Raw genomic sequence first — 22,481 nt, forward strand, 5'->3', positions numbered from 1 at the left:
GCCAGGGCACGCCTGTCAGGCTCAGGGGATGTAGACGGCGTAGTAGTAGCCGTCCTGCCACTGGTACGGCCGGTCCTCGTAGTGGCAGGCACGTGCCCCGTTGATTCCGCCGTTCTCGGCTTCTCTCTGCAGGCGTGCCTTACAGATCTCCAGGGTGGCGAAGGGGCCTCTCTCGTACCAGTCCGGCGGCAGCGTCGGGGCGACGGCGGGTTCGGCACCGGACGGGGTGGCGGGTGCGGCGCTGGCCAGGGCGGCGGATGTGGCGCCCGCCAGAGCGGCGGTGCCCAGTGCCGCCGCGAGCAGTGCTGCGGCTGATAATCGGCGGAACCTCACGGTGACTCTCCTCAGTGGTCGGGTGGGAGAACACCTTCAGATGAGCACCGATCGGCCAGGGTGGGGAGCTCTCGGTTTTCCATATTTCGGCTGCATGGCGTGCCGTCCGAGAGGCGTTTCGCCTGGCCTGAACAACAGGACGCCCCGTCGTCCTCCGTGCAGGAGGGCGAGCGGGGCGCTCTTACTAGTCCTTCTTCAGGATGTTCACGCCGGTGATCTGCCTGCTGAAGGGGATGTACGCGATGGACGTGCCACCGACGGGCGCCCACTCTCCGTGCCACTCTCCAGACTCGGGCATTTGCGGGTTGGGGTGCTTCCAGCCCACACCGATCATGTGGTAGCCGGTGCCGCTCGCGCAGTAGCTGGTGTACGCGGGCGGATCGTAGAGGCGGCCGATGACGCAGTCGGAGGGTTCGGCCTGTGCCGGTGTCGCCCCGGTGACGACCGTGGCGGCACCCAGTGCCGTCGCGAGCAGGGCTGCGGATAATCGGCGGATTCTCATGGGGTGGCTCCTTACGACTGGGAAGGAGGACATCCCAAGGTGACCATCGATCTGTGTGGGCGGGGAACTCGCATTTCTTCATATTTCGGCCGCATGGTCCCGCTTCAGCGCCTGCTGGATCGGACCCGAATCAGCTGCTCACCTGGTCGGCTGTCACGCCGCCCTCGTGTCCGGCCGTTGCGGCTTTCAGCACCGCCTGGCGCGCCTGCTCGGCGGTCCGGTCTTTGATCGGGACGGGCGAGCCGGTGAGGGTGCACCGCACCCGCACGAGGGCCTGGTCATCGCCGGCTTCGCTCACGACGTCCTCCCGGGGTCGTGGTCGGGGTACGGGTCGGCGGTCACCCGGCCCCGACGGTAAGACGCCCCGTCTCCACACGGAGGACGGAGGCGTCGGCCGGGCACGGTGCCGACCGAGTGAACGCGGGTCCTTGGCGAGGCCGATCTCCGATGAGTGCGAGAACCCTCGGCCGTAGCTCCTGGAAACCGCGCCCGGCGACGCCCGCCAAGGTTGGCCGTGCGGGAAGAGAGCGAGTGTCCATATTGGGACACATCCGTGCCATCCGGTCCTCCACTGGGCAAGGCGTCTAGGCCGCCCACGCTGGGCCGGTGCCCAGCCGACGACGGTGCAGACCAGGAAGCAACGCAAAGGGGAGGATTCATCGTGAGGGTGCCCATATCCGCCGGCCGGAAGGTCGGGTTCGCACTGCTGGGGACGACGCTGGTGGGAGGGCTGTTAGCCGCCACCCCGCCGGCCGGCGCCGCCAACTGGAACTGCCGGGTCGTCACCGCACAGGACGTGCGGTGGTTCGCCTCCTCCACCGGGACCACGACCAACCCCCCGCACGTCCTGTACAACGGCCACTTGTTCAAGAGCTTCGGCGTATCCAACGGCCGGTACAGCGCGCAGATCGTCTCCCCCTACGCGGCCGCCGGCTGGGTGACCGCCGACAGCCAGTACGTGTCGCAGGTACCTGACAGCTACTGCAACTGGTGACGTCGGCCCGTTCACGGCGGGCAGGATGATCGCCGTCTCCCTGGCCACCCGGGCCGCGTCCGGGCGGCCAGGAGACGCTCCTGTCGACGACGGGTGAAAACGCCTCCTGAGGCGGCGGGGCGCCGCTCGTTCGTCAGGCCGGGGACGTGGTCGCCCTATACCGACAGACCGGCGTCGTCCGGCCTGCGTACGGAACTCACGTCTTGTGCGGGAGCCTTGCCGATCCCTGCCGGGTCGAGAAACATTACGTCTACCCGATGGAGGCGAATCTGATACGACTATGAAAATTCACAGAGAACTGATCTGGCGCAGGGCCGCCCTGATAGCTGCGACCCTGCTGGCCTCCCGCTTCGCGCTCGACATCTCCGAGGGCAAGAGCGGGTGGAATATGCTCGCATCCTCCGCTGCCAGCATTGTGATTTTCATCCTTTTCAGTGTCCTCGCGGTCCGAGAATATCGCGCAGGGCGCCAGAGGGAATAGTCGCGCGATCCATCGTGGTCAGGCTTCGCGATGGTCATTGGTCATGTCTTTCGAGAAGTCGGGCGAGGCGGACGACGCCGGTTCTCACCCCATCGGGGCGTCACGAAGGAGACGTTGCCGGCCATGAGGCGAAGCGCGCGTCCGGAGGTGAACTGAGCCGATGAGACCGGGCCGGCTGTTGTCCGGTCAGTTACGGGAGCCGGATTCGGCGGCGGTTTTGAGGTCGTTGAGCCACGTTTCCAGGCCCATATCTGAGGTGGGGTCGGCTTGAGGGCCGGTGTGACTTTCTTCGGTGCGGACGAGAACGCCGCCGGGGACCTTGACGAAATTCCAGACGTGGATGCCGTCGATGTGGAATCCGGCGCCGTCGGCGGGTCCGGTCCAGCGGACGCACTTGCCGTACCGGAGTTGCCGGACAGTGGAGGTGATGACCACCGTGGAGGGCGGGGACGGGGGGTTGGGGGGTAGGTGAACGGTCGCCTGGAATCGTGAGCGCTCGCGCAGTGGACCCGGGTCGAGGCGCTTTATGGTCATGGGTGCGACGGGCTTCTGCCAGGAGGGCCAGTCTTCCACGTCGGTCTGCAGATCCCAGATCGTGCGGAGCGGGGCCTGGATGAGGATTTCGGTCCGGTAGCGGGCCTTGGCGGCCGGGTCGACACCTCTGCCTTGGCAGGTCAGCGGGGCCGGACCGGTGCCGGGACCGTGGGTGACGGCCTGGACGGGCACGGCAGTGGTGCCGAGGACACCGGCGACAGCCAGCGGAACCGCGAGCAGGGCGGCACACGTGCCGATCCGACGGCGAGAGGTTCGCGAGGTGGTCGAGCGGGTGCGGAACATCCTTCTCCTCTGTTCATCGACCGGCCCAAGCGGTCGAATTATCGGCACTAGCGGCAGTTAGACCATATAACGAAGCATTGTGAGCGGCAATAGAGAAGGCGAGAGGCTATAACTGCCGTGAGCGGCCTTATCGGAACCGCGTACGTGGCGGCCGTGCACTCCGTCGAGCGCCGCCGAAGCCGCTGCTGGGCCGGGCCGCGTACGTGGGCACCACCCGAGGCGGCTTCGAGGGGGCCGTGAGGGGTAGGCACGGGTCAGAGGGGCCGCGGAGGCCGCTGTCACACCGATCGTGACCGGCGCGCGGTCAGGTGACGGAAGGTGGCGGGACGCGTGAAGGACCGGGTTGTCCGCGCCGTCGGCGCTGGGTTGGCGGCCGTCTCGGAGAAGGCCGCGCGACTGCGACATGGGAGGCCGTTGCACCCTGACGGGCTCGTCCTCCACGCCGCCCTGCGTTTGCGGGGCGTGTCTCCACAGATGGGCGCCGCCTTCCTGGACGAGCCCATGACCCTGACCGGGGTGGCTCGCCTGTCTCGCGCGGCCGGTCTGCCGCCGCCGCTGCCGGACATCCTCGGCCTCGCCGTCCGCTGGTCCACGGCCGGACCGCCACGTGACGCAGGCGAGGGTGTCTGCGACCTGCTGCTCGCCACCACGGGACACACCGTTCTCGGCCGGCGCGCGCTGCGGCCCACGAGGCGGTGGGCGCCGGGCATGTACGGTTCGCTGCTGTCGTTCGCCGTCGGCGGCCGGAACCGGAAGGTGTTACTCGGCGCTGTCGCGCGGCCGTCATGGTCCTCGTGGGCCGACCTTGACGAGCTCGCGCTGGCGGTCGAGCGTGAACCGCTGGCGCTGGACCTGGTGGTCGCCTACCCGTTGACGCCCTGGCGGCGCTTCGGCCTGCTGGAACTGACCGGCCCGCCGCTACCGGACTCCGCGGCGCCGGTACGGTTCGACCCGGCCCGGCATCCGATTCCCGGCCTGCCTCCTGCGGGTGTGATGCAGTGGGTACGCGGACCGGTGTACGCCGCCGCCCAGCGTGTACCGCATGCGGGGGCACGGGACCGGGATCGGGATCGGGTCACTCTCGGCTGACCGGTCGGGCCGGGTTCGAGACCCCTACCGCCGGTCACGACCGCTTGTCCCTGTCTCCGCTGTGCCTCCGTATGCGTCTCCACTGTGTCTCCACTGTGTCTCCGCTGTGTCTCCCGTATGCGTCCCCGCTGTGCCGAACGTGCGCACCAGCGAACTCCAACCCGGGCGCAAGCACGGGGCGACATGGTGCTCTCATGCGGAAACCTCGTTCGCACGGCCAGTACCGGCGTTCCGGCTGACCGACACCCGGTAGGCGGCTGTCGTCACGGCGTTCGAAGTACGGCAAGCGCGATTCTCTGGGTTCTCATCTCTGGACGGCGTGCGTCACCGTGTCCGCGACCCTCGCGGTCGGGTATCTGGGGTACCAGGCGGTGACGGGTCTGATGGACGCCGCGCTGTCAGCCGGTCTGGTCGGGGAGCCCGGGACGCTGCTGGTCACCGAGTGCCGCTCGGGCAGCGGCCGCAGGAGCCTGCGGAACTGTACGGGGGTCTTCACCTACGCCTCCACCGGTGAACGTGTGATGGTCAAGGCCTTCTCGTGGGCCGAGAGCAGCGCGATCTATCCCGCCCAGATCAACGCCGGTGGGGCCCGGGCCACCCTTCGGGGTGTGCTGGGGGTGGCGTCGTCGTTGCCGTTCTTCTGGTTTCTGCTGGCCCTCTGCAGTGGCGGGCTCTGGATCTGGTACCTGGACGAACTGGTGGGGCGGGTGGCGGGCCGGGTCTGCCTGGTGGCGGCGGCCGGGTTCCTGGTCGGCCTCTTCGCGATGGTCGCCAGCTGAGCGGCCGTACCGGTCTACTGTGCCGGCCGTCGGCCGACTCGACCGGCGCTCCGTCCGGTCGCTCTCATGACCGGCGGGTAAGCGTCTGAGTCGATGTGTCGGCCGTCTCAACCGGCCATGGAACGGTAGCCGCGGACGTAGTCGATCGTGAACTCCCGTGGATACGGCCGTGCCGGCTCCGGGCCCGTACGAGGGAACTCGTAGATGCCGAGCATGAGCTGCATCGGGTAGCGCGGCGACTGGGGCACGGTTCTGACGCGCTCACCGTCGATGAGGAAGGTCACCCGGTCGGGTGTCCACTCGGCCGCGTACACGTGGAAGTCGCGGACGTCGATGGGTACGGACTTCACGGTGAAATCGTCGGTGATGTCCGGGTCGCCGAAGGGGTGCAGACCCATGCCGATCCGTGCGCCGTCCGGCCGGACGTCCCGGCCGAAGATCTCACAGACGCAGATCTCGGCCGAACGTTCTGGCTCGTCCTCGTAGCCGATCATCCACAGCGCGACCATGGCACGGGGGTCGTCGGTCGCCTTGGCCCGCATCTCGACGAGGCCGTACCGGGGGGTGTAGAGCCTGACGTTGGCCTGCGCCTCGCGGACGACCATGCCGGGCCCGCGGCCGTGCTGCCCGACGCCGCTGCCCACGGGTCCGGCGAAGAGGCCGGTCTGCAGGGAGGAGACACGGAGTTCCCCCTCGACCTCGGGGCACCACGGCGGCTGGTCCTCCTCGATCAGGAGCCGCAGCAGACCGCCGCCGACCCGGTACCGGGCAAGGGACGCCGTGCCGGTGGTCCACTGGGGTAGGTAACGGGGCACCCATCGGTTCTCGTCGAGGCGATCGCCGTCGAAGACGTCCTCGAACTCCAACTCGTAACCGTTCTTGGTGACCGGGTCGGGCATGCCCTCCACGGGTCTCTCCTTCCGAGGGAACAGGACGGGGTTCAGCGGACGGTCCAGCCACCGTCCACGACGAGCGTGTGCCCGGTGACCAGCGAAGCGGCCGGCGAGGCGAGGAACAGCACCGCCCCGGCGACCTCCATGGGCTCTCCGATGCGGTGCAAGGCCGCGATGCGCTCGATCACGTCGGCTTCGAACTCCGGGTCGGCCAGTGCCGCGGCCGTCCCGGGAGTACGGACGAAGGTCGGGGCGACGTTGTTGACCGTGATCCCGTACGGGCCCCACTCCACCGCGAGACAACGGGTGAGGTGGGCGACAGCGGCCTTGGTCATGCAGTACACGGACTCGCCGGGCAGGGCCACCTCGCCGGCCTGCGACCCCAGGTTGACGATCCGTCCGTATCCCTGGCGGATCATGACCCGGCCCGCGGCCTGGCTGGTGAGGAAGACGCCCTTGAGGTTGATCGCGAGCGTCCGGTCGAAGTCGGTCTCGGTGACGTCCTCGGCCGGGTTGCCCGGCGCCACACCCGCGTTGTTGACCAGGATGTCGATCCGGCCGAACCGGTCCGTCACGGCCTCCACGGCCCTGGCGATCTGGCCGGGGTCGGCCAGGTCCATCTGCAGGGGCAGCGCCGTACGGCCCAGCGCCCGGATCTCGGCGGCCAGACCGGAGTCCGCGCCGACGTCGCGCAGTCCCAGAGCGACGTCGGCGCCTGCGTTGGCCAGTGCCAGCGCGATCGCCCGGCCGAGGCCACGCGCCGCACCGGTGACGAGGGCGACCCGCCCAGCCACGCCGAAGTCGGGAAACGATGTCACGGAGCCTCCTGTCGACGGCGGAAGCCCGCACGTTCGTCATTACCGTAATGGTTTAGCTCATGACATTACACCGCTGCCGACGAGCCCGTAGGCTGCCACTGTGTCCACCGTTGTGCCCGCTGCGCCCGCCGCGACGACGGGCGGCAGCCCGCTGACGCCCTCCCCTGCCGCCGAGCTGGTGCTGGCCTTCGTCAACACCCGGGCGCTGCGCGGTGAGCGGGAGCACCTGGCGGACACCGGGTCCTTCCGCGACTGGCTGGTCGCCGCCGGGCTGGCGGACTCCGACGTCCGCGTCACCGCGACCGACCTGGCCGCGGCACGCGAACTGCGCCAGGCTCTGATCGGTGTCCTGCTCTCACACGCCGGCGCCCCGGTCCGCGACGAGGACGTCGACCGCCTGCGGCGCTTCGGGGAGCTGCATCCGGTCCGCCCCGTCGTCGGCGTCCTCGACGCCGCGCTGTGCCCGGTCGCCGGAGGCGCGGCGGGCGCCTTCGCCCGGGTGCTCGCGTCCGCCGCCGAGCTGGCCCTGCGCGGGACGTGGAGCCGGGTGAAGGCGTGCCGCAACCCGCCCTGCGAACTCGGCTACTACGACCGCTCCCGCAACCAGGCCGCGGTTTACTGCGACGCCCGCACCTGCGGCGCCCAGATGGCGACTCGGGCGTACCGGGCCAGAGCCAGGGCGAACTCCGATCCGTAGGTTGAGGCCGAAGGCCCTGAAGGCCGGCTGTCCAGGCGCCGGCTGAGCCCGTACCACGATGCCGCGGCGGCTTTCCTCCGCGCGAAGGCCGGCCGTCAGAAGTGCCTCCGGCAGCTTCCGCCGATCACCTGCCCGTTACCGTCGGCTTCGCCGGTCGCGCAGTGCCAGGTCTCGCCGGTGCGACCATCGCTGATGTTGAAGTCGATGATGTATCCCTGCCGCTTGGTGTCACAGCGGGTTCCGACGACGCTGGTTCCGTCAACGGACACCTCGTTGCAGGTGATGATGAAGTTGTGGGCCGCCGAGCCGGCAACCGAGGTGGTCGCGGTGACCGGGAGTGCGGTGAGGACCGCCACAGCCGAGCCCACCGCCACAGCGATGCTCAGGGACACGTTCATGATGTTCTCCTTGGTTTCGGGACGCCGCCGACCGCACGCGAAGGGAAACCGTGGACATTCCCATTCGCCACCAAGAGTGAAGGTACGATTACCGATCGTTTCATCACAAGGAAAGGGGCCGTCACCTTCGGGAATCGAATTGAGACTTTCGGTGACAGCCTGAGGGTAAGGTCCCTCGTATGTGCCCGCCGGGTGTTCAAGGGGGAATCGGCGTTCACCGCGTGCTCAGGCCGTACGGCCGCCGCGTCGGCCGTGAGGTGACCGGGTGGTCAGGTGAGCGAGGCCGGGGGCGACGTGCATGCCTGTAGGGCCTGGTCAAGGACCTGGGGGCGTGGTTCGCCGTCGCCCTGCCAGCCGTCGGTCCTGAGCTTTTCCAGGAGCGGCAGAAGCTCCGGGTCACCCAGCTCCGCCGCGGCCTCGACGTAGAGGTTGCCCACGTCCGGGGTGGCGAGCACACGTTTCAAGACGGGCAGGATCCGGGGGTCACGCCGTATCGCCAGCGCCACCGCGGCCTCACCGGCCGTGTCCTCGCCCGGGTCGTCCAGACGTTCGGCGAAGGCGTCCCGGATCTCCTCGGTGTCGTTCTCGGCGCGAGCACCCAGAGTCATGGTGGCCCAGTCACGCACCATGGCGTCCGGGTCGCGCATCAACGCCAGCAGGGCCCGCACCACGTCCTCGGGCAACGGATCGACGCCGACGGGAATCCCACGAGCCACCTGCCGGCGGACGAACGCGTCCGGGTCGGCGGCGAAGCGCAGGAGCGGATACAGGACACGTTCGTCGTCGCAGACGGTGGCGAGCGCCTGCGCGGCGGCTTCGCGTACGTGTTCGGATGTCGTGTCCAGCGGCAGGGCGTTCGCCGCCTCGATCAGGGGCGGAACGTGCCAGCGGAAATCGAGCGCCTGAACCGCGAGCAGGTCGAATCCGAGCGCCCGCACCTTCTCGTCGGGATCGGCCCACCAGGCCCGGGCCAGGGCCAGGACCTCCTCAGGATCGGAGATCGATTCGAACAACCTGTCCATGGCGTCGAAATGCTCTTGGGGAGGTGTCTCACCACGGTCGAACAGCTTGGCGAGCCGGCTGCTGGAGGTCATGTTCTCCCTTCTCCACCGGTCACGAGAAGTAAGTATGTCGAGGCGGCACCTGCGAGGTCGATCGCGTTTCCGGAGCCCCATGTGGACGGCCGTGAACTGAGCCGAACACCGTCGTGTGGAGGTGGGCGTGGGTACGGCTCCGCTTGGACGAGGAGCTTCGGTCGGTCCTCAGAAGGACGACGCCCGGTGGTTCCGGCGCCTACCTTCCCAACCTGACCGCCCTGTTCGTCGCGGTCTTCATGGAAGGGGAAGGTCAATGTCGGTGCTCGCGGATCCCCGCGCCTTTCGCAGAACGGTGGCCGGGCTCAGCCTGGTCGTCGCGCCGCTCCTCTATGTGGTGGCCGTCGTCGCCGACCCGGCGCTCAGACAGGGCGGCGACACCGTCGGCGTCTACGGCCGATATCCGGAGCAGGTCTCGGTCAGCGCCTCGCTGCTCCACTGGAGCTGGGTTCTGCTGCTCCCGGGCATCGTCGGGATGGTCCACCTGATTCGGGGGCGTGGCGTCGTCTTCGGGCACATCGCCGGAGGGCTCGCGTTCTTCGGCGTCGTGAACTTCTCCGGGCTGATGCTCGGCGACTTCTTCTACTCATACCTCGAAAGGGCCCTGCCCGCCGCGCAGGGCGCCGCGCTCGCGGACCAGGCGATCACCGACCCCGGTGCCCGGTACGCGTTCCAGATCCCGGGGTTCGTCGGGCTCGTCGGCCTGCTCCTGCTCGGGCTGGCCCTGGCCTACGCCCGGCGGGGGCCGTGGTGGGCTCCCTTCGCGATGCTGGCCGGCATCCTGACGGGGCCGATCTTCCCGTTCGGCACGATCGCGGGCGGGGCGCTCTACATCGCCGGTGCCGGGGTCATCGGGCTCAGGATGCTGCGCATGAGCGACGAGGAGTGGTCGGGAGAGGCGGTTCAGCCGACCCCCACCGGGTCGCCGAGCGGGAACCTCGCGAACACCCGGTAGTGCCCGCCCGGGATGGGGCCGACGGACAGCTCGCCACCGTGCATCTCGATCCGCTCCCGCATCCCGATCAGACCGTGTCCGCCGTCGGGCGGGCGGCGGGCCGTGTCGTCGGCGGGGCCCGCCCCGTCGTTGATCACGAGGATGCTCAGCTCGGCGGGGCCGTACGCGATGGTGATGTCGACGTTGGAGGCGCGCGCGTGTTTCAGCACGTTCGTCAGGGCCTCCTGGATCAGGCGGTACGCGGACAGGTCCAACCCGGACGACAGGGGCGTCGGGGTGCCGATGATCCGCGGCTCGATCCGCGGTCCCGCCTCCCTGACCTGGGTGATCAGCTCGTCCAGACGGTCCAGGCCGGGCTGGGGGGCGGGGGCGTCGCCGTCGCCCAGGGACCGCAGCATTCCCAGCATGAGCGTGAGTTCGGCGACGGCCTCCCGGCCCGCCTGTTCGACGCCGAGCAGCAGGGTGCGTTCGCGTTCCCTTTCCCGGTCGTCGCCGAGCATCCTGCGTACCCCGCCCACGTGCAGGGTCATCAGGCTCACGTTGTGGGAGACGATGTCGTGCAGTTCGCGGGCGATCCGCGCGCGTTCCTCGGCCACCGCCCAGCGGGCCCGCTCCTCACGTTCCATCTCCAGACGGGTGGTGTGCTGGGCCAGCCGTGCCGTCCGGTCCATCTGCCTGCGCAGCAGGATGCCGCTGGTGTACGCCACCCCCACGAAGATGGCGCTGATCAGGACTTCCGGGATGTCGACCAGTCTCAGGGTCTGCAGGTGGCCGTAGGCGATCAGCAGGCAGACCAGCCCGGCGATCCCCCGGCGGCTGCGCAGCTCGGCGGCGCTCGCCACGCTGTGCAGAAGGATCAGGGTCGAGTAGAAGTGCCACGCGGCGTAGTACTCCGGATTCGTCGTCCTCTGCATGGTGAAACCGAGCACGGTCAGCATCAGGAGAGCCGTCATCGGAAACGCGCGCCGGAAGAGCAGCAGCACCCCGGAGACGATCGCCCCCACGGCCATCGGCAGCGGGTTTTCGATCTGGCCGTATCCGGCCCCCTGACGGCCGTAGGACTCCACCAGCCCGGCCACGGTCACGGCGAGGGAGAGCAGCAGGTCGGGCCAGGTGGGCCGTCGGCCGTGGAGCAGTCGCGTCAGCACGTCCCGTCCCTCACGTCGTCCCGCCCCCGCCCTGGCCGTACGACCCCGGCCTCGTAGGCGAACACGACCGCGTGGATGCGGTCGCGCAGGCTGAGCTTGCGCAGGATGTGCCCGACGTGGGTTCGTACGGTCACCTCGCCGATGCGCAGGTCCCGCGCTATCTCGGGGTTGGACATCCCGTCCGCGAGCAGCCGCAGCACCTCCAGCTCACGTGGGGTGAGCGTGGCCAGTTCGGGCGCCGGGACCGGCTGGGACTGCGTCGCGAACGAGTCGATCACCCGCGGGGTGACCGCGGGGTCGATGACCGCGCCTCCGGCCGCCGCCACGCGCACGGCCTCGATGAGCTGCTCGGCCGGTGAACTCTTGAGAAGGAAGCCGTGGACCCGCGCACGCAACGAGGCGTGCAGGTTGTCGTCCGTGTTGAAGGTGGTCAACATGATGATCTTGGGCGGTTCCGGGTCTTCGAGGAGTTGCCTGGCGGCGCTCAGCCCGTCCAGTCCCGGCATGGCGATGTCCATCAGCAGGACGTCCGGCCGCAGCTGACGGGCCGCGGTGAGAACCTGACGGCCGTCGGCCGCCTCCCCCACGACCTCGATGCCTGGCGCCGTCTCGATGACGAGCCGCAGCCCGGTACGGATCATCGCCTGGTCGTCCGCGATGACCAACCTGATCGCCACTGGATTCTCCGGTCTTTCAGCAGGACAACAGGTAGAAGGTACGGGAGGCGAGGGCGGGGCGCCTCCTCCACGTGGCGGACCCCGCCTCCACCACGTGCACGACCCGGTCCCCGCCAGAACCCCGCACGCCTTTCGGCCCCTACCAATCCGGTGAGCGAAATGTCTCGTACTTTGGGCTGATTGTGGAGGGTGGGGGCTCTCGTACCATGACTTCGTGTACGGCCTTATTCGCTCCGTGTGGCATGAGCCCCGTTCCCCCGACGCGCCACGACGGGTGTGGCGAGACTGGGTGCTCGTGGGGGTGTTGCTGCCGGTCACGCTGCTCGAAGGAGTGGTACGGCCGGACATGCCCTCGCGGGTCGTCTCGGTCGGCCTCGCGGTCGGGCTGGTGCCCACCCTGTTGTGGCGCCGCACCCGGCCTTTGCCGATGGTCGTGATCGCGTTCGGTCTGTCGGGTGTGGCCCAGGTGCTGACGGGTGGCGTCTCACCCGAGTCGAACACCATGGTCTACCTGCTCCTCCTGCCCTACGCGCTGTTCCGGTGGGGGTCCGGGCGGGAGGCGATCGTCGGGTTGGCGGTCATCCTCGTCAAGGCCGCGTTCTCCGCGGTCGTGGACTACCGAGGTCCCGCCAACACGGCCGCCTCGTTCGCCGTCGTGTTCTCGGTGGTCGCCGTGGGAGCGGCGTTCCGGTACCGGACGAGGGCGCGGACGCGGGAACTCGACCAGGTCAAACTGCTCGAACGCGAGCAACTGGCCCGGGATCTGCACGACACCGTCGCCCATCACGTCTCGGCGATGGCGATCCGGGCGCAGGCGGGACTGGCGATGGCGGCGTCGCAGCCGGACGCCGCCACCGAGGCGTTGCGGGTGATCGAGGCCGAGGCGGCCCAGGCGCTCACCGAGATGCGCGCCATGGTTCACGTCCTGCGCAGGAACACGCCCGCCGACCTGGAGCCGGGGCGCGGCATCGCCGATCTCTCCCAGCTCGAGGGTCCGGGGCGGTCCGGGCCGTCCGTCAGGGTGGAGGTCGAGGGAGACGTCACCGGCCTTCCCCCTTCCGTCGAGGCCGCGATCTACCGGCTCTCCCAGGAGTCGGTCACCAACGCCCGGCGGCACGCGCGGCACGCCACCCGGGTCCTGGTCCGGATCAGCGCGGGCGACAGGTCGGTCCGGCTGCACGTGAGCGACGACGGCGATCCCGTCCGCCCCGCCGGGACACCCGGTTACGGGATCACCGGCATGGTCGAACGGGCCGACCTCCTCGGGGGGACCTGTGTCGCGGGCCCCAATCCCGACCGGGGGTGGAGCGTCACCGCCGTACTGCCGCGCACCGGGGTGGCCGGGTGAGCGTCCGGGTGCTGGTCGCCGACGACCAGGAGATCGTCCGTACCGGACTGGCGATGATCCTCAACGCGCAGCCGGGGATCGAGGTGGTCGGCGAGGCCCCGGACGGGCGGCGGGCGGTCGACCTCGCCCGGCGGCTCCGGCCTGACGTGTGCCTTCTCGACATCCGGATGCCCGTGCTCAACGGCATCGAGGCCACCCGGATGCTCGCCGGGCCCGCCGTGGACGACCCGATCCCCGTCGTGGTCATCACCACCTTCGACCTCGACGAGTACGTCTACGCGGCGTTGCGCGCGGGGGCCAGGGGGTTCCTGCTGAAGAACGCCGGCGCCGAACTGCTCTCCCAGGCCGTTCACACCGCGGCGGCCGGTGACGCCCTCATCGCTCCGAGCGTCACCGCCCGTCTGCTCAACGCCTTCGCGCACGCCGGGCCCGCCGCGCCGCCCGCGCTTCCCGTCGAGGCGCTCACCGAGCGTGAGGAGCAGATCCTCGTCACGGTGGCCCGGGGACGTACCAACAACGAGATCGCCGACGAGCTTCACATCTCGCTCAGCACCGTCAAGACCCACATCGCCAGCCTGATGGCCAAGCTCGGCGCCAGGAACCGGGTGGAGATCGCCATCTGGGCGTACGAGACGCACCGGGTCAGGCCCTGACCCGACTGGCGTGACCGGAGGTCAGAGGAGGTCAGTGGCCGAGGCCGGCGTCGCGGGCTCGGATGATCGCCTCGGCCCGGTCGGCGACGTGCAGCTTGGCGAAGATGTTCGAGACGTTGTTACGCACGGTCTTCTGCGACAGGAACAGCGTCGAGGCGATCTGCGCGTTCGACCTTCCCGCCGCGAGCAGCGACAGGATCTCCCGTTCGCGCGGCGTGAGCTGCGGGAACACATGACCGCCGGATGCCGCCGGTCCGTTGGTGAGGAACTCCGCCACGCGGCGCGCGACCGCGGGACCGAAGATGGCCTCCCCGTTGGCGACCGCGGTGATCGCGCGCCCGATCTCGGCCTGGTTGGCGCCCTTCAGCAGGTAGCCGCGTGCCCCGGCCCGCATCGCGGCGAACAGGGTGGCGTCCTCCTCCGACATCGTCAGCACGACCACCGCGATGTGCGGGCTGTGCGCGGAGATCCGCCGGGTCGCCTCGATCCCGTCCAGTCCCGGCATCCGGACGTCCATGACCACCACGTCCGGCTGTGTCTCCGCGGCCAGTTCGACCGCCTCCAGCCCGGTACCGGCCGTGCCCACCACCTCGATGCCGGACATCGAGCTCAGCAGCGCCGCCAGGCCTTCGCGGTACACCGGGTGGTCGTCGGCGAGGAGCACCCGGATCGGTTCATGGGACACCTTCCACCTCCACCGCCTGTTCCAGCGGAAGTCTCGCACGGACCAGCGTTCCGCCGTCGGCCATGCGGGTGATCTCGCAGTCACCGCCGAGTTCGGCCGCCCGTTCCCGCAGCGAGGACATCCCCACACCGGCTGTGACGTCCGCTCCGATTCCCGCGCCGTCGTCGCGCACCAGGACGTCGAGGACCCCCTCGTGCACGCTCAGGGCGATGTCGCAGCGCGAGGCGCCCGCGTGCCGGACGACGTTCGTCAGCGCCTCCGACACGATCCGGTACGCCGCCACCTCCACCGCGGCGGGCAGCGCGCCGAGCGCCCCGCCGCCGGTGACGACGACCTCAAGGCCACTCGGGCGGAAACGGTCCGCCTGCTGCCGAACCGCCTGGACCAGGCCCAGCTCGTCGAGTGCCGGTGGACGCAGGTCGTGCACTATGCGCCGGATGTCCGCCATGACCGTGGCGACCTCGGCGGCCGTCCGGTCGAGGATCCGCTCTGCCTCGCCGGGTGACGTGCGGGTCAGGTTCCTGGCGGTCTCGATCCGCAACGCCACCGCGCCGAGGTTCGGTCCCAGCCCGTCGTGCAGGTCGCGCCGCAGCCTGCGGCGTTCCTCCTCACGGGCGACCACGAGCTGGGCGCGGATGCGCTGCAGGTCGGTGCTGAGTTCCGAGGCGCGTGCCGCGGCGGCCGCCTGCCGTACCAGGTCGCCCAGGAGCCGCTGGTCTCGTTCGGTCAGGTCGGTCCGGCACAGCACCAGCCGCCCGACCAGCTCGGAGCGGTACGCGACCGGCAGGGAGAGCGACGGCCCTCGCGGTGATCCGTACTCCACCACGGAGCGCTCTCCCCCCGGGCGTTCGATCTCCACCCGCACGTAGGACAGCCGGAACGCCTCGGCCAGCGTCCGTGCCACCGCGACCAGCTGCTCCTCCGGGTCGGTGGCCAGTTCGAGCCGCTTCGCCAGCGTCGAGACCGTCGCGTACGGGTCCTCCCGCGACCCGCGCACCAGCACGCGGACCACCCGCATCAGCCAGGCCCGCAGCGGCACGTAGACCGCCGCGACGATCACGAGGGCGGCGAGCGCGGCGTTCCGCTCGTCGATCACGGTGCCGACGACGGTGAACACGGCGATGTCGACCAGGATCACCAGTGCGGCGAGCATGCCGTACAGGGCCGTCGCCGAGAGCAACCGGTCGATGCCGTACAGCCGGTACTTGGTCACCGCGACCACCACGGCGGAGGAGGTGAGCGCGATCGCGAGGCCGAGCGTGGCCCCGGAGAGCTCCGGCGGCAGCATGTACCCCAGCAGCAGAACGAACATGTCCACCAGCGCGGCCCACATCAGCCAGCGGATCTGCGCCCGCCGGTCGGGGTCGGCGGCACGGTAACGGCGCACCATGACCGCGAACGGCACCACCAGGCTCACCACGATCCCGGTGTAGGCGATCTTCAGGGCCGGGTGCCAGAAGCCGTACGGCAGGTCGACGCCGAACGGGTCGGACGCGATCCGCGCGATCTCGGGAGGCAGCGGCGTGGCGAGGTAGCGCGTCAGGACGGCCTGCGGCACCACCATCATCACCGTCGGCAGCAGCGCGGTCAGCGCGAGGCTGACGACGGACAGCCTGCGCCACAGCCCGTCCTTCGGCAGGCGCCCGTCGGGGAACACCAGGATCAGCAGCGGCAGGCCGAGCAGCAGCGTCGCGCCGAACCGGGCGTAGAACCAGTGGGCGGCCGACGCGCCCGGTGTGCCCGGCGACACGTGGACCGCGTACGTGGTCCAGGCCGCGGCGAAGCCGTCCAGGACCCAGACGAGGCCGGAGACGGTCAGCACCCAGGCGACCGAGTGCCGTGGCAGCCGCCGGAGCAGGAGAACACCGGGGAGCACCTGCGCGAGGCCGGTCAGTGCCAACGTCCAGCCGGGGTCGAGGCCGCTCGGTACCTTCACCCCTCGGTTCAGGACGTCCAGAACCACCGCGCCGACGGCCAGCGCGACGGCGACGGCCGGTACGCCGACCAGGAGGGATCTGCGTGTCGCCGTCGGACCACGTGGGGTCACGTTCTTCACGAAATGCATTCTCACCAAGAGTGTCCCGATTGTCGCGAGACTGCCGTCCCGCCGGGATCGGGAACTTCGAGGGCCTGGATCGGGACGGCCGGCCCTGCTCAGCCGGGTCCGAGGACGCCGATCGTGGAGGCCGGGCGGCGCACCGGCGGCCCTCGTGGAAAGGAGCCGACCGACGATGGATGCGCAGGGGCGTATGGATACGAGGGCCGTCGGCACCCCGCCCGCCGGGCACCTCGACACGATCCGCAACCTCGGGCTCGGGCTGACGGCCTGCACGCTGCCCTGGGTGGTGAGCAACGTCCTGTTCGGCCCCCACGGTGACGGGCCGGGCTCGCGGATCAACGACCTGACCGCGCTGCTCTTCCAGATCGGCCTGTTCGCGCTGGTCACGGCGCAACTGCGAACCCGGGCGACCGGGACCTCGCGCGCCTCCGTGACCCTGCTCAGGGTCGAGACGGTACTGCTCGTCCCGGCCTGCCTGTGGTCGCTGCTGCACGGGATCCTGCCCGTCGAGGCGCGCGGCGCCACATGGCTCGCCGTGCTCGACGTCTTCTGGCCGCTGTCGATGCTGGGCATGTTCACGATCGGGGTGAAGCTCGCGTTCGCCGGCCGGTGGCGGGGGGTGCTGCGGTGGTGGCCTCTGGTCGCGGAGAGCTGGGCGTTCGTGGCCATCCCGTCGCTCTGGCTGCTCGGCGAGCCCGTCGGACGATGGATCGGCGCCGGTCACCTGGTCGTCGGGTACGCCACCCTGGGACTGCTGCTCGCCCGGAGTCCGGAGCTGACCGTCGCCCCGCGTGAGCGGGGTTAGGGCCTGCGGATGATCCACTCGGCCACGGCGAGGTTGATGACCCATCCGGCGCCCACGAGCAGGGCCCTGGGGATCTCGTCGAGGGGGCCGACGAGGAGCATCCAGGGGAGCTGGGTGAAGGCCTGGGTGCCCGCGGCCACGCCGATCGCGTAGCCGCGGACCATCCAGGCGCGGTGGCGGCGGAGGTCCCTCCGCAGGACTGCGGCGAGGCCGAGCACCAGGGAGACCGTCATCGCCGTGCCGAACACGAGCCGGAACAGCGCGAGGAGGTCGCCGTCGCCTGGGGGGCGAGGGTAGAACACGGTCATCCACAGGCCGGAGAGCGCGGCGACGAGTCCGCACACGACGAGGACCCGCCCTGCCGTACGGTGCCAGCCCGGCCTGCGGCGCCGGAACCTTCCCGCGAACTGGAAGGCGCCCACGATGCCGTAGACGGACGCTCCGATGATGTGCAGCACCACGGGGAGCGGTGTCGCGAGGAACCGCGCGTTGGCGGGGGTGACCGCCGCGCCTCCCGCCACCTCTCCCAGCCGGAGCGCACCGGCGACCACCGGGATCACGCTGAGCATGATCAGGCCGGTCGGCCCCACCCATCCGGGGACCCTGGAGTCCCGCCGGACCTTCTGGGGCCCGGGGCCCCTCACGCTGCTCTCGGTCATGAGGGGATCGTGACTTCTTCGCCTATGTCAACTCATCGCAAGAAAGGCCCGATCCGAGTCGGCCGATCGTCCGGGGATCGGGCGTACTTTCGGCTGAACCGGCGGCGTGGAGGGCCTTCGCGCGCCGCTCAGTCGTCGTCCCCCTTCCGGACCCTGGCGTAATGCCGGGCCGCTCGCGCCCGGTTGCCGCAGCCGGGTGAGCACCACTCGCGCCGGGGGGTGTCGCGGACGAAGTGCAGCACACAGCCCGGACCGTGGCAGGCGCGAAGTTGACGGCGCGACGGCCCGGCGAACAGGTCGGCGGCCTCCTCGGCCAGCGCGGCGAACACGGCGGCGACGGGACGGCCCTCGAAGCGCACCACCGTGTACGGCTCGGGAGCGGTGCGCAGCTCACGCCAGCGGGGGGTCCGGCCCGCGTGCCGGTTGAGGGTCGCGACCGCGTCCGGATCAAGGTCGCGGCCGTCCACGGTCGCGGCGGAGAGTGCCCCGATGACGTCCCTCAGCTCCCTGGCCAGGCACAGGTCACGGTCGGTCACGCCGTGGATGTCGGCGTCGGTGAGGTCGACCGCGAGGCGCGGGCGCATGTCGCGCAGCCACGCGCCCAGGTGCTCGACGCTTCGCAGACCGTCCTTGGGACGGCCTCTCACGGCGTACGCGGTGTTGCCCAGCTCGACGGGCGGCGGTTCGCCGAGGAGCGGAGCGCCACCGCTCGCGAGGTCTGCCACTTTCACCCTTCTAACGGTACATCCCGGTTGACAGCGTTAGAGACGCCAGGCATATTCTAATGGCGTAAGAGGAATTTAACCGTTAGAACAGCGCCTTGGAGGCATCCCATGAGCACACCTGCCCTGCGAACCGGGCACGTCGGCCTGAACGTGACCGACCTGACGCGCTCCATCGCCTTCTACCGTCAGGTCTTCGACTTCGAGGTCCTGGACGAGCGGAACGACGGCGAGCGCAGATTCGCCTTTCTCGGCCGCGAGGGAACCCTGCTGGTCACGTTGTGGCAGCAGAGCGGCGGCGTCTTCCCCGTCGACCGGCCCGGCCTGCACCACCTGTCGTTCCAGGTGCCCGACATCGAGGCGGTCCGTCGTGCCGAGGCCACCCTGCGCGCGCTCGGCGTGCGGCCGGTCCACGACGGGATCGTCCCGCACGGCGAGGGGGCGTCCTCCGGCGGTGTGTTCTTCACCGATCCGGACGGCATCCGCCTGGAGATCTACGCGCCGAGCGGCGCCGACACCGCGCCGGCGCCTACCCAGGGCGCACCGACCTGCGGTTTCTTCTAGAGGGATCGTCATGTTCCACCAAGGCGAACACGTGGTGCAGCGCCACGCCGGGGTGACCGCCGACGGCTGGGGATCCGCCGGTGTGGGGACGGGCATCCCGCCGGTGGCCGCGGAGTTCCTCGGTCTGCAGCGTCTGGTGGTGCTCGCGGCCCCCGACGAGACAGGCGCGGCATGGGTCACGATGCTCACCGGCCCGCCCGGATTCACCACCGCCGCCGACGACCGCACCGTCGCGGTCGACCGGTTGCCCGGGACCGGCGATCCCCTCGAAGGCCTCTTCGACGGGCTTCCCGGCACCGAGCGGCAGGTGGGGATGCTCGCGATCGAGCCCGCCACCCGGAGACGGATGCGTGTCAACGGCCGGGGCCGCCGGCACGGAGACCGGCTCCTGATACACACCGAGCAGGTGTACTCCAACTGCCCGAAATACCTACAAACCCGCACCTACGTCGAAGACTCGCTTCCGGCGCGCGGGACAGCGCTCGTCACCGAGGAGCTCACCGCCGGGCAGCAGCGGTGGATCGCCGCGGCCGACACGTTCTTCGTCGGCACGTACGCGGCGGGGCTGGGGGCCGACGCGTCGCATCGCGGCGGCAACCCCGGCTTCGTCACGGTGACCGGCGGCCGCCGGCTGACCTGGCCCGACTATGCCGGCAACTCGATGTACATGACGTTGGGCAACCTCGAACTCGAACCGCGCTGCGGGCTGCTGTTCCCCGACTGGGAGAACGGCAGGACCCTGCACCTGACGGGCCGGGCCCGTGTCGACTGGGACCCCGACCGTGCGACCGCCGTACCGGGCGCGCAGCGGCTGATCGATTTCGACGTCGAGCGAGCCGTCGAGATCGCCGGTGGTCTCCCCCAGCGGTGGTCCTTCGGCGGGCTCTCCCGTTTCAACCCCGCCTGAGACGTCTCACAGCTGGAGGAGAACCATGCGCGTCCGTGTCGACATGACCCTGTGCCAGACCCACGCCCAGTGCGTGTTCGCCGCCCCGGAGGTGTTCACCCTCGACGACAACGACGAACTGGTGTACGACGCCGCGCCCGCCGACGCGTCGTGGCCCGCCGTGGAGCAGGCGGCCCGCGCCTGCCCCGTGCAGGCCATAATCCTCTGATCAAGGAGTACTCATGACCCGTCCACCCGTCCCGCCCTTCACCGCCGAGACCGCCCGCGCCAAGGTCCGGGCCGCGGAGGACGCCTGGAACACCCGCGACCCGCGGCGCGTGGCACTCGCCTACACACCCGACTCGGTCTGGCGTAACCGCGACGAGTTCGTCACCGGCCGGGATGAGATCATCGCCTTCCTGACCCGCAAGTGGGCGAGAGAACTCGGCTACGCGCTCCGCAAGGAGCTCTGGGCGTTCACCGGCGACCGGATCGCCGTACGGTTCCAGTACGAATGGCACGACGCCGACGGGCTGTGGTGGCGCAGCCACGGCAACGAGCTCTGGGAGTTCGACGCCGAAGGACTGATGCGACGACGCGAGGCGAGCATCAACGACCTTCGGATCACCGCCGACCAGCGACGTATCCTCGGTCCGCGCCAGGCCGGCGAACAGGACCTATGGCGTTGACCGCGCTCGCGCCGGGGTGGTGAGACGCCGGGTCGAGAGGGCGGTGAGGAGTCCGAGCGCGGCGTAGCCTGCGCCGAGCAGGCTCGCGGCCGGCCACCCCGCGACGCTGTGGGCCCAGGTCGTGGTGATCGCGCCGAGCGCGGAGCCGAGGGAGTAGAAGACCATGTAGGCGCCGATGACGCCGCTGCCCCGGTCGGGGTGGGCGGTGGTGAGCAGGTGCTGGCTGCTGACGTGCACGGCCTGTACGGCGAAGTCCAGGACGACGACGCCGACGATCAGCAGCCACAGCGACGTCCCCGCCTGGGCGATCAGCAGCCAGGAGGCGGTGAGCAGGGCCAGCGACCAGCCGGTGACCGAGGACGCCAGGCCCCGGTCGGCCCATCGGCCGGTCCTGACCGCGCCCAGCGCCCCGGCGAGGCCCGCGAGCCCGAACAGGCCGATCTCGGTGGTGCCGAGGTGCCACGGCGCGTCGCCGAGCGGGAGCGCCAGTCCGCTCCACAGCGTGCCGAAGGAGGCGAACAGGAAGAACGCGACCAGTCCCCGGCTGAGAAGAAGCCGGTCGCCGACGACCAGACGCCCCAGCGACACCAGCAGCGGGCCGTACCGGGCCCTGGGGCGCCGGGTCTCGGCCCCGAGGGTGAAGCGGGCGGCGAACGCGAGCGCCACGCAGAGCACCGCGATCACGAGGTAGGCCGTACGCCAGTCGGCCAGCTCTCCCAGCGTGCCCGAGAGCACGCGCACGCCGAGGATTCCGACGACCACGCCCGAGGTGACCGTCCCGATGTCGCGGCCACGTTCACCGGCCGGTGAGACGGCGGCGACGTAGGCCACCGTGGTCTGGACGACCACGGCGAACAGCCCGGCCAGGGCCAGGCCCGCGATCGCGACGCCGCCGTTGGGCGCGATCGCGGCCACCCCGGCGCCCACCGCCGTGAGCAGCAGGTGCGCGGTGATGAGTCCGCGGCGGTCGAACAGGTCACCGAGCGGGACCAGCAGCACCAGTCCCGCGAGATAGCCGATCTGCCCGGCGGCGACCAGCCGGCCCAGCTCCCCTTCCCCGAGCCCGAGGTCCTCGCCCGCGGCCTCAAGGACGGGCTGGATGCCGTAGACGGCCGACACCGCCACCGCGCACACCAGCGCGAGCACGGCCCGCTGCCTTCCGGTCAGTCCTGGCGACATGCCACCCTCCAAAAGGTTTCAAAATGCAACCTATTCAGATTGGGGCATAATGGTTTCAGATTGCAACTCATCATGGAGGGGCCGGTGGACGTCACACCCGCTGCGGGAAGCGCCTGGACGGATCCGGCCTGCCCGGTCGCACGGACCGTCGACCTGGTGGGCGACCGGTGGAGCCTGCTGATCGTCCGCGACGCGATGGACGGGGCGACGACCTTCACCGAGTTCCGCCAACGGCTCGGGATCGCCCGCAACATCCTCACCGACCGGCTCCGCAGGCTCGTCGAGTACGGCATCCTCGACCGGAGCGCCACGACCGACGGCAGACGGCACACCTACCGGCTCACCGAGGCCGGGCAGGACCTCTTCACGACCGTCGTCGCCCTTCGCCAGTGGGGTGAGCGTCACACCTTCGCCCCGGACGAGCCGCGCTCCGTCCTCGTCGACGACCGTGGGCGGGAGCTCGCCCGTCTCCATCCGCTCAGCCAGGACGGCGCACCGCTCTCCGCGGGAACGTCACACGTCAGGAAGACCGGCTGA

At 70.2% G+C, this 22,481-nt stretch carries 28 protein-coding genes; 13 read left to right on the forward strand and 15 right to left on the reverse strand.

What is annotated here, in order from left to right:
- Nucleotides 1-21: 21 nt before the first annotated feature.
- From ACFYY8_RS29610 to ACFYY8_RS29620, 3 genes are all read right to left on the reverse strand, one after another.
- Nucleotides 22-333, reverse strand: a complete 312-nt coding sequence (locus tag ACFYY8_RS29610; protein ID WP_390046508.1) for a hypothetical protein — start codon at nucleotides 331-333, stop codon at nucleotides 22-24.
- Nucleotides 334-517: 184 nt separating this feature from the next.
- Complete coding sequence (locus ACFYY8_RS29615; RefSeq protein WP_390046510.1) at nucleotides 518-835, reverse strand: hypothetical protein; 318 nt, start codon at nucleotides 833-835, stop codon at nucleotides 518-520.
- Nucleotides 836-965: 130 nt separating this feature from the next.
- Complete coding sequence (locus ACFYY8_RS29620) at nucleotides 966-1,133, reverse strand: hypothetical protein (protein WP_390046512.1); 168 nt, start codon at nucleotides 1,131-1,133, stop codon at nucleotides 966-968.
- Between the two features lie 363 nt (nucleotides 1,134-1,496).
- Here ACFYY8_RS29620 and ACFYY8_RS29625 point away from each other — a divergent pair, with 363 nt between their 5' ends.
- A complete protein-coding gene (locus tag ACFYY8_RS29625) occupies nucleotides 1,497-1,829 on the forward strand; it encodes a hypothetical protein (protein ID WP_390046514.1) in 333 nt (110 codons plus the stop codon).
- A gap of 667 nt (nucleotides 1,830-2,496) precedes the next feature.
- On the opposite strand, the gene ACFYY8_RS29630 is transcribed toward ACFYY8_RS29625, so the two are convergent.
- On the reverse strand, nucleotides 2,497-3,147 hold the full coding sequence (locus tag ACFYY8_RS29630; protein WP_390046516.1) for an SRPBCC family protein: 651 nt from the start codon (nucleotides 3,145-3,147) through the stop codon (nucleotides 2,497-2,499).
- Between the two features lie 330 nt (nucleotides 3,148-3,477).
- Here ACFYY8_RS29630 and ACFYY8_RS29635 point away from each other — a divergent pair, with 330 nt between their 5' ends.
- Nucleotides 3,478-4,236 carry a hypothetical protein gene (locus tag ACFYY8_RS29635; protein WP_390046518.1) on the forward strand — a complete coding sequence of 253 codons (759 nt, stop codon included), beginning with the start codon at nucleotides 3,478-3,480 and terminating at the stop codon, nucleotides 4,234-4,236.
- Nucleotides 4,237-4,565: 329 nt separating this feature from the next.
- Nucleotides 4,566-5,015, forward strand: coding sequence for a hypothetical protein (locus tag ACFYY8_RS29640; RefSeq protein WP_390046520.1), 450 nt, complete (start codon nucleotides 4,566-4,568; stop codon nucleotides 5,013-5,015).
- Nucleotides 5,016-5,122: 107 nt separating this feature from the next.
- Here ACFYY8_RS29640 and ACFYY8_RS29645 read toward each other — a convergent pair whose 3' ends face one another.
- Together ACFYY8_RS29645 and ACFYY8_RS29650 are read right to left on the reverse strand one after the other, a co-directional pair.
- Nucleotides 5,123-5,914, reverse strand: coding sequence for a glycoside hydrolase family 16 protein (locus ACFYY8_RS29645; protein WP_390046885.1), 792 nt, complete (start codon nucleotides 5,912-5,914; stop codon nucleotides 5,123-5,125).
- Between the two features lie 41 nt (nucleotides 5,915-5,955).
- Complete coding sequence (locus ACFYY8_RS29650; RefSeq protein WP_390046522.1) at nucleotides 5,956-6,726, reverse strand: SDR family NAD(P)-dependent oxidoreductase; 771 nt, start codon at nucleotides 6,724-6,726, stop codon at nucleotides 5,956-5,958.
- Between the two features lie 100 nt (nucleotides 6,727-6,826).
- On the opposite strand from ACFYY8_RS29650, the gene ACFYY8_RS29655 reads away from it, so the two are divergent.
- Nucleotides 6,827-7,423 carry a CGNR zinc finger domain-containing protein gene (locus ACFYY8_RS29655; protein ID WP_390046524.1) on the forward strand — a complete coding sequence of 199 codons (597 nt, stop codon included), beginning with the start codon at nucleotides 6,827-6,829 and terminating at the stop codon, nucleotides 7,421-7,423.
- Nucleotides 7,424-7,518: 95 nt separating this feature from the next.
- Here ACFYY8_RS29655 and ACFYY8_RS29660 read toward each other — a convergent pair whose 3' ends face one another.
- Complete coding sequence (locus ACFYY8_RS29660) at nucleotides 7,519-7,821, reverse strand: hypothetical protein (protein ID WP_390046526.1); 303 nt, start codon at nucleotides 7,819-7,821, stop codon at nucleotides 7,519-7,521.
- 269 nt (nucleotides 7,822-8,090) lie between these two features.
- The gene (locus ACFYY8_RS29665) at nucleotides 8,091-8,915 is read right to left on the reverse strand and encodes a HEAT repeat domain-containing protein (RefSeq protein WP_390046528.1); all 825 of its coding nucleotides are present in this window, start codon (nucleotides 8,913-8,915) and stop codon (nucleotides 8,091-8,093) included.
- A 256-nt stretch (nucleotides 8,916-9,171) separates the two neighbouring features.
- On the opposite strand from ACFYY8_RS29665, the gene ACFYY8_RS29670 reads away from it, so the two are divergent.
- Nucleotides 9,172-9,870, forward strand: a complete 699-nt coding sequence (locus tag ACFYY8_RS29670; protein WP_390046530.1) for a hypothetical protein — start codon at nucleotides 9,172-9,174, stop codon at nucleotides 9,868-9,870.
- Here ACFYY8_RS29670 and ACFYY8_RS29675 read toward each other — a convergent pair.
- Nucleotides 9,819-11,018: a sensor histidine kinase gene (locus ACFYY8_RS29675; protein ID WP_390046532.1), complete on the reverse strand. Its 1,200-nt coding sequence runs from the start codon at nucleotides 11,016-11,018 to the stop codon at nucleotides 9,819-9,821. The genes ACFYY8_RS29670 and ACFYY8_RS29675 overlap by 52 nt on opposite strands.
- Complete coding sequence (locus tag ACFYY8_RS29680; RefSeq protein WP_390046534.1) at nucleotides 11,012-11,695, reverse strand: response regulator; 684 nt, start codon at nucleotides 11,693-11,695, stop codon at nucleotides 11,012-11,014. Before ACFYY8_RS29680 ends, ACFYY8_RS29675 begins: the two co-directional genes overlap by 7 nt.
- 235 nt (nucleotides 11,696-11,930) lie before the next feature.
- Between ACFYY8_RS29680 and ACFYY8_RS29685 the strand changes: the two genes are divergently transcribed.
- Entirely contained in the window at nucleotides 11,931-13,043 is a 1,113-nt protein-coding gene (locus ACFYY8_RS29685; RefSeq protein ID WP_390046536.1) for a sensor histidine kinase, read from the forward strand.
- Nucleotides 13,040-13,696, forward strand: a complete 657-nt coding sequence (locus ACFYY8_RS29690; protein WP_390046538.1) for a response regulator — start codon at nucleotides 13,040-13,042, stop codon at nucleotides 13,694-13,696. The genes ACFYY8_RS29685 and ACFYY8_RS29690 overlap by 4 nt, the downstream gene beginning before the upstream one ends.
- A gap of 31 nt (nucleotides 13,697-13,727) precedes the next feature.
- Here the strand turns inward: ACFYY8_RS29690 and ACFYY8_RS29695 are convergent, their stop codons facing one another.
- Complete coding sequence (locus tag ACFYY8_RS29695) at nucleotides 13,728-14,381, reverse strand: response regulator (RefSeq protein ID WP_390046540.1); 654 nt, start codon at nucleotides 14,379-14,381, stop codon at nucleotides 13,728-13,730.
- Nucleotides 14,371-16,437: a histidine kinase gene (locus ACFYY8_RS29700; RefSeq protein WP_390046542.1), complete on the reverse strand. Its 2,067-nt coding sequence runs from the start codon at nucleotides 16,435-16,437 to the stop codon at nucleotides 14,371-14,373. Before ACFYY8_RS29700 ends, ACFYY8_RS29695 begins: the two co-directional genes overlap by 11 nt.
- A 193-nt stretch (nucleotides 16,438-16,630) precedes the next feature.
- Here ACFYY8_RS29700 and ACFYY8_RS29705 point away from each other — a divergent pair, with 193 nt between their 5' ends.
- Nucleotides 16,631-17,245, forward strand: coding sequence for a hypothetical protein (locus ACFYY8_RS29705; protein WP_390046544.1), 615 nt, complete (start codon nucleotides 16,631-16,633; stop codon nucleotides 17,243-17,245).
- Here the strand turns inward: ACFYY8_RS29705 and ACFYY8_RS29710 are convergent.
- Together ACFYY8_RS29710 and ACFYY8_RS29715 are read right to left on the reverse strand one after the other, a co-directional pair.
- Nucleotides 17,242-17,904 (reverse strand): DUF2306 domain-containing protein, encoded by a 663-nt coding sequence (locus ACFYY8_RS29710; protein ID WP_390046546.1) that lies wholly within the window; start codon nucleotides 17,902-17,904, stop codon nucleotides 17,242-17,244. The genes ACFYY8_RS29705 and ACFYY8_RS29710 overlap by 4 nt on opposite strands.
- 128 nt (nucleotides 17,905-18,032) lie before the next feature.
- Nucleotides 18,033-18,635, reverse strand: a complete 603-nt coding sequence (locus ACFYY8_RS29715; RefSeq protein ID WP_390046548.1) for a CGNR zinc finger domain-containing protein — start codon at nucleotides 18,633-18,635, stop codon at nucleotides 18,033-18,035.
- Nucleotides 18,636-18,737: 102 nt separating this feature from the next.
- Here ACFYY8_RS29715 and ACFYY8_RS29720 point away from each other — a divergent pair, with 102 nt between their 5' ends.
- Genes ACFYY8_RS29720 through ACFYY8_RS29735 form a run of 4 tightly spaced genes read left to right on the forward strand, consistent with a single transcriptional unit; the run spans nucleotide 18,738 to nucleotide 20,765 of the window.
- Nucleotides 18,738-19,190, forward strand: a complete 453-nt coding sequence (locus ACFYY8_RS29720) for a VOC family protein (protein ID WP_390046549.1) — start codon at nucleotides 18,738-18,740, stop codon at nucleotides 19,188-19,190.
- A gap of 10 nt (nucleotides 19,191-19,200) precedes the next feature.
- The gene (locus ACFYY8_RS29725) at nucleotides 19,201-20,097 is read left to right on the forward strand and encodes a pyridoxamine 5'-phosphate oxidase family protein (protein WP_390046551.1); all 897 of its coding nucleotides are present in this window, start codon (nucleotides 19,201-19,203) and stop codon (nucleotides 20,095-20,097) included.
- Between the two features lie 25 nt (nucleotides 20,098-20,122).
- Complete coding sequence (locus tag ACFYY8_RS29730; RefSeq protein WP_352015979.1) at nucleotides 20,123-20,305, forward strand: ferredoxin; 183 nt, start codon at nucleotides 20,123-20,125, stop codon at nucleotides 20,303-20,305.
- A 13-nt stretch (nucleotides 20,306-20,318) separates the two neighbouring features.
- Entirely contained in the window at nucleotides 20,319-20,765 is a 447-nt protein-coding gene (locus tag ACFYY8_RS29735) for a nuclear transport factor 2 family protein (protein ID WP_390046553.1), read from the forward strand.
- Here ACFYY8_RS29735 and ACFYY8_RS29740 read toward each other — a convergent pair.
- Entirely contained in the window at nucleotides 20,754-21,944 is a 1,191-nt protein-coding gene (locus ACFYY8_RS29740; RefSeq protein ID WP_390046556.1) for an MFS transporter, read from the reverse strand. The genes ACFYY8_RS29735 and ACFYY8_RS29740 overlap by 12 nt on opposite strands.
- Before the next feature lie 84 nt (nucleotides 21,945-22,028).
- On the opposite strand from ACFYY8_RS29740, the gene ACFYY8_RS29745 reads away from it, so the two are divergent.
- Nucleotides 22,029-22,481: a winged helix-turn-helix transcriptional regulator gene (locus tag ACFYY8_RS29745; protein WP_390046558.1), complete on the forward strand. Its 453-nt coding sequence runs from the start codon at nucleotides 22,029-22,031 to the stop codon at nucleotides 22,479-22,481.

The sequence above is a fragment of the Streptosporangium sp. NPDC001559 genome (genome assembly GCF_042893955.1).
Taxonomy (GTDB): Bacteria; Actinomycetota; Actinomycetes; order Streptosporangiales; family Streptosporangiaceae; genus Streptosporangium.